We start from the raw sequence: 9,398 nt of genomic DNA, 5'->3' as shown, positions 1-9,398 counted from the left end.
TCTGAAGCGCGGCGAGAAGCCGAAGATTGAATCGCAGAAGGGCCGCTCGGGCCAGGAGCCGCTCGGCACGCTGACGAGCCTGACCTCCGATCCGAACGCGCCCATTCCGAAACAAGACCTGGCGGCGGCGAAAGCTGCGTTCGAGAAGGCCAAGGCGGAAGCAGCCGCCAAGGCTGCGGCGCCGAAGACGTAAAGAGGGCAGGGGATGCTTTCCGACAACGACCGCATTTTCACGAACCTCTACGGCCGCCATGACTGGCGCCTTGCCGGCGCGCGCGCCCGCGGCGACTGGGACGGCACCAAGGCCATCCTCAGCAACGGCAAGGACTGGATCATCGAGCAGGTCAAGGAATCCGGCCTGCGCGGGCGCGGCGGTGCCGGCTTCTCGACCGGCATGAAGTGGTCCTTCATGCCCAAGAACGTCACCGACAAGCCGGTCTACCTGGTCATCAACGCCGACGAAGGCGAGCCGGGCACCTGCAAGGACCGCGACATCCTGCGCCACGATCCGCACAAGCTGATCGAGGGCTGCCTGATCGCCGGTTTCGCCATCGGCGCCAGCGCCTGCTACATCTACATCCGCGGTGAGTTCTACAACGAGGGCTCCAACGTCCAGGTCGCCATCGACGAGGCGTACGCCTCGGGGCTGATCGGCAAGAACGCCTGCGGCACCGGCTACAACTTCGACGTCTTCATCCACCGCGGCGCGGGTGCGTACATCTGCGGCGAGGAGACGGCGCTCATCGAGTCCATCGAGGGCAAGAAGGGCCAACCGCGCAACAAGCCGCCGTTCCCGGCGCAGGCGGGCCTCTATTCCTGCCCGACCACGGTGAACAACGTCGAATCCATCGCGGTGGTTCCGACCATCCTGCGCCGCGGTGCCGCGTGGTTCGCCGGCCTGGGCCGCCCGAAGAATTCCGGTACCAAGCTCTTCTGCATTTCCGGCCACGTGAACAAACCGTGCAACGTGGAAGAGGAGATGGGCATCCCGCTGAAGGAATTGATCGAAAAGCACGCCGGCGGCGTGCGCGGCGGCTGGGACAACCTGCTGGCGATCATCCCCGGCGGGTCGTCGGTTCCGGCGCTGCCGAAGCCGATCTGCGACACGGTGCTGATGGACTTCGACAGCCTGCGCGAGGTGCGCTCGGGCCTGGGCACCGCGGCGGTGATCGTGATGGACAAGTCCACCGACATCGTGAAGGCGATCGCCCGCCTGTCGCAGTTCTACGCCCACGAAAGCTGCGGCCAGTGCACGCCGTGCCGCGAGGGCACCGGGTGGCTGTCGCGGGTGATGCAGCGCATGGTCAAGGGCAACGCCCAGATCGAAGAGATCGACATGCTGCTGGAAGTCACCAAGCAGATCGAGGGTCACACCATCTGCGCGCTGGGCGACGCCGCGGCGTGGCCGGTGCAGGGCCTGATCCGGCATTTCCGGCCGGAGATGGAGGCCCGCATCATGGCCTACCGCAACGCCGCCACCCGCGTCGCCGCCGAGTAAGGGAGCCCTGGGGCCCATGCCGAAACTCACCATCGACGGGATCGAGATCGAAGTCGAGCCGGGCACCTCGGTGCTGCAGGCTTGCGAGCAGCTCGGCATCGAGATCCCGCGCTTCTGTTACCACGAGCGCCTGAGCGTGCCGGCCAACTGCCGCATGTGCCTCGTGGAAATGGAGAGGGCGCCGAAGCCGGTCGCCGCCTGCGCCATGCCCTGCGGCGACGGGATGGTCATCAAGACCAACACCGAGACGGTCCACAAGGCCCGCCGCGGCGTCATGGAATTCCTGCTGATCAACCACCCGCTCGACTGCCCGATCTGCGACCAGGGCGGCGAGTGCGACCTGCAGGACCAGGCCGTCGCCTATGGCTTCGACCGCGGCCGCTACGGCGAGAACAAGCGCGCCGTCAAGGACAAGTACATGGGTCCGCTGATCAAGACGATCATGACCCGGTGCATCCACTGTACCCGCTGCATCCGCTTCATCAACGAGGTGGCCGGCGTGCCGGACATCGGCGCGGTGAACCGTGGCGAGCACATGGAGATCACCACCTTCGTCGAGAAGGCGGTGGCGTCCGAGCTGTCCGGCAACCTCGCCGACGTCTGCCCGGTCGGTGCGCTGACCCACAAGCCCTACGCCTTCACGGCGCGCCCGTGGGAGCTGCGCAAGACCGAGACGGTCGACGTGATGGACGCCGTCGGCTCCAACGTGCGCGTCGATACCCGCGGGTCCGAGGTGATGCGCGTCCTGCCGCGCGTCAACGAGGACATCAACGAGGAGTGGCTGAGCGACAAGAGCCGCTACGCCTGCGACGGGCTGAAGCGCCAGCGTCTCGACCGCCCGTACGTGCGCAAGAACGGCAAGCTTCAGCCGGCCTCCTGGGCCGAGGCGTTCGCCGCCATCGCCGCCAAGGTGAAGGGTCTGCCGGGCAACAAGATCGCCGCCATCGCCGGTGACCTCGTGGACGTCGAGTCCATGCTGGCGCTGAAGGAGCTGATGGCGGCCCTGGGCTCGGCCAACATCGACTGCCGCCAGGACGGCGCCGTCTACGACACGTCCTCGCGCGCCGGCTACATCTTCAACTCGACGATCGCCGGCATCGAGAAGGCGGACGTCATCCTGCTGGTCGGCACCAACCCGCGCTGGGAAGGCTCGCTGGTCAACGCCCGCATCCGCAAGCGCTACCTGATGGGCGGCCTGAAGGTCGGCGTGATCGGCCCGAAGCTGGACCTCAGCTACCCGTACGCCCACCTGGGCGCCGGGCCGCAGGACCTGCAGACGCTGATCGACGGCCAGGGCGACTTCGCCGAGGTGCTGAAGAACGCCAAGCAGCCGATGGTCATCGTCGGGCAGGGCGCCTTCCGCCGCCCCGACGCGCTGGCCGTGCAGGCCGCGGTGCGTCAGGTGGCCGAGACCTTCAATATGGTCCGCGAGGGCTGGAACGGCTTCAACGTGCTGCACACCGCCGCCGCGCGCGTCGGCGGTCTGGACGTCGGCTTCCTGCCGGGTCAGGGCGGCCGCGACGTGGCCGGCATCCTGGCGGGTGCGGGCAAGGGTGAGATCGAGGTCGTCTACCTGCTGGGTGCCGACGAGATCGACACCGCCAAGCTGGGCAGCGCCTTCGTCATCTACCAGGGCCACCACGGCGACGCCGGCGCCAGCCGCGCCGACGTGATCCTGCCGGGCGCCGCCTACACCGAGAAGAACGCCGTCTACGTCAACACCGAGGGCCGGCCGCAGCTCGCCCGTCTGGCGACCTTCCCGCCGGGCGAGGCGCGCGAGGACTGGAAAATCGTCCGCGCCCTGTCGGAGCAGCTGGGCCACACCCTGCCGTACGACAGCCTGACGCAGCTGCGCCAGCGGCTGGTGACGGTGAACCCGGTGTTCGCCGACGTCGGCGCGGTGACGCCGGCCGCGTGGCAGCCGTTCGGCACCGCCGGCGCGCTGGACGCCGCCCCGTTCGTCTCGCCGATCGCGAACTTCTACATGACCGATCCGATCAGCCGGGCCTCGGTCACCATGGCCCGCTGCACGGAGACCTTCGTGAACGGCGGCACCGTGGAGAACGCCAACGAGAGGACCGGTACCCATGGCTGAGTTCTGGAGCGGCTTCCTGCTGCCGCTGATCATCATCGTCCTCCAGATCCTGGCGATCGTCGTGCCGCTTCTCGTCGGCGTGGCGTATGCCACGTACGCCGAGCGCAAGGTGCTGGGCGCCATCCAGATGCGCCAGGGCCCGAACATCGTCGGTCCCTGGGGCCTGCTGCAGCCGTTCGCCGACGGCCTGAAGCTGTTCGCCAAGGAGCAGGTGCTGCCGGCCGGCGCCAACCGGGTGCTGTACTACATCGCGCCGATGCTGACCTTCCTGCTGGCGCTGGTGGCGTGGGCGGTCATCCCGTTCGACTACGGGATGGTGCTGTCCAACCTGAACGTCGGCATCCTCTACCTGTTCGCCATCTCGTCGCTGGGCGTGTACGGCATCATCGTGGCGGGCTGGGCGTCCAACTCGCGCTACGCCTTCCTCGGCGGCCTGCGCTCGGCCGCGCAGATGGTGTCCTACGAAGTCTCCATGGGCTTCGTGATCATCACCGTGCTGCTGTGCGTCGGTTCGCTGAACCTGACCGACATCGTGCGGGCGCAGGAGAAGATCTGGTTCGTCGTCCCGCTCTTCCCGATGTTCGTGATCTTCTTCATCTCGGCGCTGGCGGAGACCAACCGCTCGCCCTTCGACCTGCCGGAAGGTGAGTCGGAGCTGGTCGCCGGCTTCATGGTGGAGTACAGCTCGGCCCCCTTCGCGCTCTTCTTCCTTGGCGAATACGCCAACATGATCCTGATGAGCGCGATGACCAGCATCCTGTTCCTGGGCGGCTGGCTGCCGCCGCTGGACATCGCGCCGCTGAACTGGATCCCCGGCCCGATCTGGCTGGCGCTGAAGATCGCCTTCTTCATGTTCGTCTACATCTGGGTGCGCGGCACGATGCCCCGCTACCGCTACGACCAGCTGATGCGGCTGGGCTGGAAGGTCTTCCTGCCGTTCTCGCTCGCGTGGCTGGTGCTGACGGCGGGCGTGCTGGTGGCCTTCGGCTGGCTGCCGAAGTGACCCGGTGAGGAACGAACCACAACGGTAAGGATCGCGGGCGCCCTGGCCGCGCCCGCGGCGAAAAGGAGACGAAGAGGCCATGGCATTCCTCGACCGCGCCGCGCGCAGCTTCTTCCTGTCGGAGCTGGTCACCGGCCTCAGCCTCACCTTCCGGTACATGTTCAAGCCGAAGGTGACGCTGAACTACCCGTTCGAGAAGGGCCCCATCAGCCCGCGCTTCCGCGGCGAGCACGTGCTGCGGCGCTACCCCAACGGGGAAGAGCGCTGCATCGCCTGCAAGCTGTGCGAGGCGGTCTGCCCGGCGCTCGCCATCACCATCGAAGCCGAGCCGCGCGAGGACGGCAGCCGCCGCACGTCGCGCTACGACATCGACATGACGAAGTGCATCTACTGCGGCTTCTGCCAGGAGGCCTGCCCGGTGGACGCCATCGTCCTCGGCCCGAACTTCGAGTTCTCCACGGAAACCCGTGAGGAGCTCTTCTACAACAAGCAGAAGCTGCTGGCGAACGGCGACCGCTGGGAGGCGGAGATCGCCGCGAACCTGGCCGCCGAAGCGCCGTATCGCTGAGGGCGGGGGAAACGATCATGTTGCAAACCTTGGCCTTTTACGTCTTCTCCGCCCTGCTGGTGGGCTCCGGCGTGATGGTGATCTCCGCGCGGAACCCGGTCCACTCGGTGCTCTACCTCATCTTCGCGTTCTTCCAGGCCGCCGGCCTGTGCGTGCTGATGGGGGCGGAGTTCCTGGCGATGATCCTGGTCATCGTCTACGTCGGCGCCGTGGCGGTGCTGTTCCTGTTCGTCGTCATGATGCTCGACATCAACTTCGCCGAGCTGCGGCGCGGGTTCCTCCAGTACCTGCCGATCGGCGGTCTGGTCGGGCTGATCCTGCTGGCCGAGCTGGCGGTGGTGCTGGGCTCCTGGGTGGTGGCTCCGGCCGCCAACACGGCGCTGGGCGCGCCGACGCCGGCGGTCGCCGCGGTGACCAACACCAAGGCGCTCGGCCAGCTCATGTACACCCATTACGTTTATCTGTTCCAGGCGGCCGGCATCGTGCTCCTGATCGCCATGATCGGGGCCATCGTGCTGACGCTGCGCCAGCGTGAAGGCGTGCGCAAGCAGAACGTCTCCGTTCAGCTCGCCCGCCGCCGCGAGGACGTGGTGGTCGTTCGCAAGGTGCCGACCGGAGGAGGCGTTTAATCATGGATATCGGGCTTGGTCATTACCTGACGGTCTCCGCGATCCTGTTCACCCTCGGGGTGTTCGGCATCTTCCTGAACCGCAAGAACGTCATCATCATCCTGATGTCCATCGAGATGATGCTGCTGGCGGTCAACCTCAACCTGATCTCCTTCTCGGTCTTCCTGAACGACCTGGTGGGGCAGATCTTCTCGATGGTCATCCTCACCGTCGCCGCCGCCGAGGCGGCCATCGGTCTGGCCATCCTGGTGGTCTACTTCCGCAACCGCGGCTCCATCCGCGTCGAAGACATCAACCTGATGAAGGGCTGAGGCAGCGTCATGGAAGTGCTTGTCGTATTCCTCCCGCTGCTGGCGTTCCTCGTCGCCGGGTCGATCGCGCTGTTCGCCTACGGGCACAACGGCGCCCCCGCGGGGCATGACCCGCATGCCCGTCATGGCGACCACGGCCATGGTCATGACGCGCACGCCCACGCGGCGCACGATGACCATGGCCACGGTGACCATGGTGACCATCATGATGACCACCACCCGTCGGCTCCGCCGCCGGACTGGCGCGACCGCACGGCGCAGTTCGTGACGGCCGGTTCGGTGCTGCTTGCCGCGGTGCTGTCGTGGATCCTGTTCTTCAAGGTCACGGGCGGCAACGCCCCGCGCACCATCGAGCTGTTCACCTGGATCAAGAGCGGTGCGCTCGACGTCTCCTGGGCGCTGCGCGTCGACCAGCTGACCGCGGTCATGCTGGTGGTGGTCAACACCGTGTCGGCGATGGTGCACGTCTACTCCATCGGCTACATGGCCGAGGATCCGGACAAGCCGCGCTTCATGGCCTACCTGTCGTTCTTCACCTTCTGCATGCTGATGCTGGTGACGGCCGACAACTTCGTGCAGATGTTCTTCGGCTGGGAGGGCGTCGGCGTCGCCTCCTACCTGCTGATCAACTTCTGGTACTACAAGGCCTCGGCCAACAACGCGTCGATCAAGGCCTTCCTGGTCAACCGCGTCGGCGACTTCGGCTTCGCGCTGGGCATCTTCGCCATCTTCATGCTGACCGGCTCGGTGCAGTTCGACACCGTGTTCGCCAAGGCGCCGGAGCTGGTGACCGCCAAGATCCACTTCCTGTCGTGGGACTTCCACGCTCTGACGGTGGCCTGCCTGCTGCTGTTCATGGGCGCCATGGGCAAGTCGGCGCAGCTCGGCCTGCACACCTGGCTGCCGGACGCGATGGAAGGCCCGACCCCGGTGTCGGCCCTCATCCACGCGGCCACCATGGTGACCGCCGGCGTGTTCATGGTCTGCCGCCTGTCGCCGGTGTTCGAGTACGCCCCGGCGGCGCTGGAGGTGGTGACGGTGGTCGGCGCCCTGACGGCGTTCGTCGCCGCGACGATCGGCTTCACGCAGTTCGACATCAAGCGCGTCATCGCCTATTCGACGATGTCGCAGCTGGGCTACATGTTCTTCGCGGCGGGCGTGTCGGCCTACGGCGCCGCCATGTTCCACCTGTTCACGCACGCCTTCTTCAAGGCGCTGCTGTTCCTCGGCGCCGGCTCGGTCATCCATGCCCTGCACCATGAGCAGGACATGCGCAACATGGGCGGCGTGTGGAAGAAGATCCCCTTCACCTACACGGTGATGTGGATCGGCAACCTGGCGCTGGCCGGCTTCCCGATCTTCGCCGGCTACTACTCCAAGGACATGATCCTGGAGGCGGCGTACGCCGCGCACTCGCCGGTCGGCATGTTCGCCTTCTGGCTGGGCATCTCGGCGGCGCTGATGACGGCCTTCTACTCCTGGCGCCTGCTGTTCCTGTCGTTCCACGGCACGTTCCGCGGCCCGAAGTCGGTGTACGACCACGCGCACGAATCGCCGATGGTCATGCTGGTGCCGCTGGCGGTGCTGGCGCTGGGCGCGGTCTTCGCGGGCATCATCTTCCACGGCGGCTTCATCGGCGACCACCGCGGCGACTTCTGGGGCAAGGCCATCCTGGTGCTGCACGAGCACGACAGCATCGAGGCGGCGCACCACCACCTGCCGGGCTGGGTGCCGGTTGCTCCGCTCATCGTCGGCATCATCGGCGTGGCGCTGGCGTTCGTCGCCTACATCCTGATGCCGGGCCTGCCGGCCAAGGCGGCGGCGATGTTCCGCGGCGTGCACCAGTTCCTCTTCCACAAGTGGTACTTCGACGAGCTGTACGACGCGCTGTTCGTGCGTCCGGCGAAGGCGCTGGGCTACGGCCTGTGGAAGTCGGGTGACGGCGCGCTGATCGATGGCGTCGGTCCGGACGGCATCGCCGCCGCGACCCGCGACGTGGCGGTGAAGGCGTCGCGCCTGCAGTCGGGCTACGTCTACCACTACGCGTTCGCGATGGTGATCGGCATCGTCATGCTGATCGCCTGGCTGTCGATGTTCGGCTGAGCGGTTTAGGGGGAACCATAAAAATGGCTGGCTGGCCGATCCTTTCGCTGACGACCTTCCTTCCGCTCGTCGGTGCACTCCTGATCCTGGTGGTGCGGGGCACGCCGGATCACGTCGCCCGCAACGCGCGCACGATCGCGCTGTGGACGACGCTGATCAACTTCGTGCTGTCGCTGTTCATCTGGGTCAGCTTCGATCCCGCGAACCCGAACTACCAGCTGGTCGAGAAGGTGGACTGGATCCCCGCCTTCAAGATCAGCTACCACATGGGCGTCGACGGCATCTCGGTGCTGTTCGTCATCCTGTCGACCTTCCTGATGCCGCTGTGCATCCTGGCGAGCTGGGAATCAATCCAGAACCGCGTCCGCGAATACATGGTGTCCTTCCTGGTCCTCGAGACCCTGATGGTCGGCATGTTCTGCGCGCTGGACTTCGTCCTCTTCTACATGTTCTTTGAGGGCGTGCTCATCCCGATGTTCCTGATCATCGGCGTGTGGGGCGGTGCGCGGCGCGTGTACGCTGCGTTCAAGTTCTTCCTGTACACGCTACTGGGCTCGGTGCTGATGCTGCTGGCGATCCTCGCCATGTACTTCGTCGCCGGCACCACGGACATCCCGACGATCACGGCGACGCACTTCCCGCGCTCGATGCAGATCTGGCTGTGGCTGGCCTTCTTCGCCTCCTTCGCGGTGAAGGTGCCGATGTGGCCGGTGCACACCTGGCTGCCGGACGCGCACGTGGAGGCGCCGACGGCCGGTTCGGTCATCCTGGCGGGCGTGCTGCTGAAGATGGGCGGCTACGGCTTCCTGCGCTTCAACATCCCGATGCTGCCCGAGGCGACGGAGTTCTTCGCGCCGCTGGTCTACACGCTGTCGGTCGTCGCGGTGATCTACACCTCGCTGGTGGCGCTGGCCCAGGAGGATATGAAGAAGCTGATCGCCTATTCGTCGGTCGCGCACATGGGCTTCGTCACCATCGGCATGTTCACGCTGAACGCGCAGGGCATCGAGGGCTCGATCTTCCAGATGCTGTCGCACGGCATCGTGTCGGGCGCGCTGTTCCTCTGCGTCGGCGTGGTCTACGACCGGCTGCACACCCGCGAGATCGCGCGCTACGGCGGCCTCGTGCACAACATGCCGAAGTACGCCATCGTGTTCGGCTTCATGACCATGGCCTCGGTCGGCCTGCCCG

The 9,398-nt window shown here is 66.4% G+C and carries 9 protein-coding genes; all 9 read left to right on the top strand.

Annotated elements, in window-relative coordinates; all coding sequences use genetic code 11:
• Nucleotides 1-193 (top strand): hypothetical protein (locus VED21_RS07785; protein WP_324881762.1); only part of this gene is annotated, 193 nt, incomplete at its 5' end.
• 12 nt (nucleotides 194-205) lie between these two features.
• Nucleotides 206-1,498 (top strand): NADH-quinone oxidoreductase subunit NuoF, encoded by a 1,293-nt coding sequence (nuoF, locus tag VED21_RS07780; protein ID WP_324881761.1) that lies wholly within the window; start codon nucleotides 206-208, stop codon nucleotides 1,496-1,498.
• A gap of 16 nt (nucleotides 1,499-1,514) precedes the next feature.
• Entirely contained in the window at nucleotides 1,515-3,593 is a 2,079-nt protein-coding gene (nuoG, locus tag VED21_RS07775) for an NADH-quinone oxidoreductase subunit NuoG (RefSeq protein ID WP_324881760.1), read from the top strand.
• On the top strand, nucleotides 3,586-4,596 hold the full coding sequence (gene nuoH / locus VED21_RS07770) for an NADH-quinone oxidoreductase subunit NuoH (RefSeq protein ID WP_324881759.1): 1,011 nt from the start codon (nucleotides 3,586-3,588) through the stop codon (nucleotides 4,594-4,596). The genes nuoG and nuoH overlap by 8 nt, the downstream gene beginning before the upstream one ends.
• A 79-nt stretch (nucleotides 4,597-4,675) precedes the next feature.
• Nucleotides 4,676-5,164, top strand: a complete 489-nt coding sequence (gene nuoI, locus VED21_RS07765; RefSeq protein ID WP_324881758.1) for an NADH-quinone oxidoreductase subunit NuoI — start codon at nucleotides 4,676-4,678, stop codon at nucleotides 5,162-5,164.
• 17 nt (nucleotides 5,165-5,181) lie between these two features.
• Nucleotides 5,182-5,793 carry an NADH-quinone oxidoreductase subunit J gene (locus VED21_RS07760; RefSeq protein ID WP_414638163.1) on the top strand — a complete coding sequence of 204 codons (612 nt, stop codon included), beginning with the start codon at nucleotides 5,182-5,184 and terminating at the stop codon, nucleotides 5,791-5,793.
• Between the two features lie 2 nt (nucleotides 5,794-5,795).
• On the top strand, nucleotides 5,796-6,104 hold the full coding sequence (nuoK, locus tag VED21_RS07755) for an NADH-quinone oxidoreductase subunit NuoK (RefSeq protein ID WP_324881757.1): 309 nt from the start codon (nucleotides 5,796-5,798) through the stop codon (nucleotides 6,102-6,104).
• A gap of 9 nt (nucleotides 6,105-6,113) precedes the next feature.
• On the top strand, nucleotides 6,114-8,207 hold the full coding sequence (gene nuoL, locus VED21_RS07750) for an NADH-quinone oxidoreductase subunit L (RefSeq protein ID WP_324881756.1): 2,094 nt from the start codon (nucleotides 6,114-6,116) through the stop codon (nucleotides 8,205-8,207).
• Between the two features lie 23 nt (nucleotides 8,208-8,230).
• On the top strand, nucleotides 8,231-9,398 hold a 1,168-nt coding region (locus VED21_RS07745), incomplete at its 3' end, for an NADH-quinone oxidoreductase subunit M (RefSeq protein WP_324881755.1).

Source organism: Azospirillum sp. (genome assembly GCF_035627195.1).
Taxonomy (GTDB): Bacteria; Pseudomonadota; Alphaproteobacteria; order Azospirillales; family Azospirillaceae; genus Azospirillum.
The sequence above is the reverse complement of the archived record's forward strand: the minus strand, read 5'-3'. Positions and strand labels throughout refer to the sequence as shown.

Coding starts and splice junctions, on each gene's coding strand:
- nuoF (WP_324881761.1), top strand. CDS start 206: ATGCTTTCCGACAACGACCGCATTTTCACGAACCTCTACGGCCGCCAT.
- nuoG (WP_324881760.1), top strand. CDS start 1,515: ATGCCGAAACTCACCATCGACGGGATCGAGATCGAAGTCGAGCCGGGC.
- nuoH (WP_324881759.1), top strand. CDS start 3,586: ATGGCTGAGTTCTGGAGCGGCTTCCTGCTGCCGCTGATCATCATCGTC.
- nuoI (WP_324881758.1), top strand. CDS start 4,676: ATGGCATTCCTCGACCGCGCCGCGCGCAGCTTCTTCCTGTCGGAGCTG.
- VED21_RS07760 (WP_414638163.1), top strand. CDS start 5,182: ATGTTGCAAACCTTGGCCTTTTACGTCTTCTCCGCCCTGCTGGTGGGC.
- nuoK (WP_324881757.1), top strand. CDS start 5,796: ATGGATATCGGGCTTGGTCATTACCTGACGGTCTCCGCGATCCTGTTC.
- nuoL (WP_324881756.1), top strand. CDS start 6,114: ATGGAAGTGCTTGTCGTATTCCTCCCGCTGCTGGCGTTCCTCGTCGCC.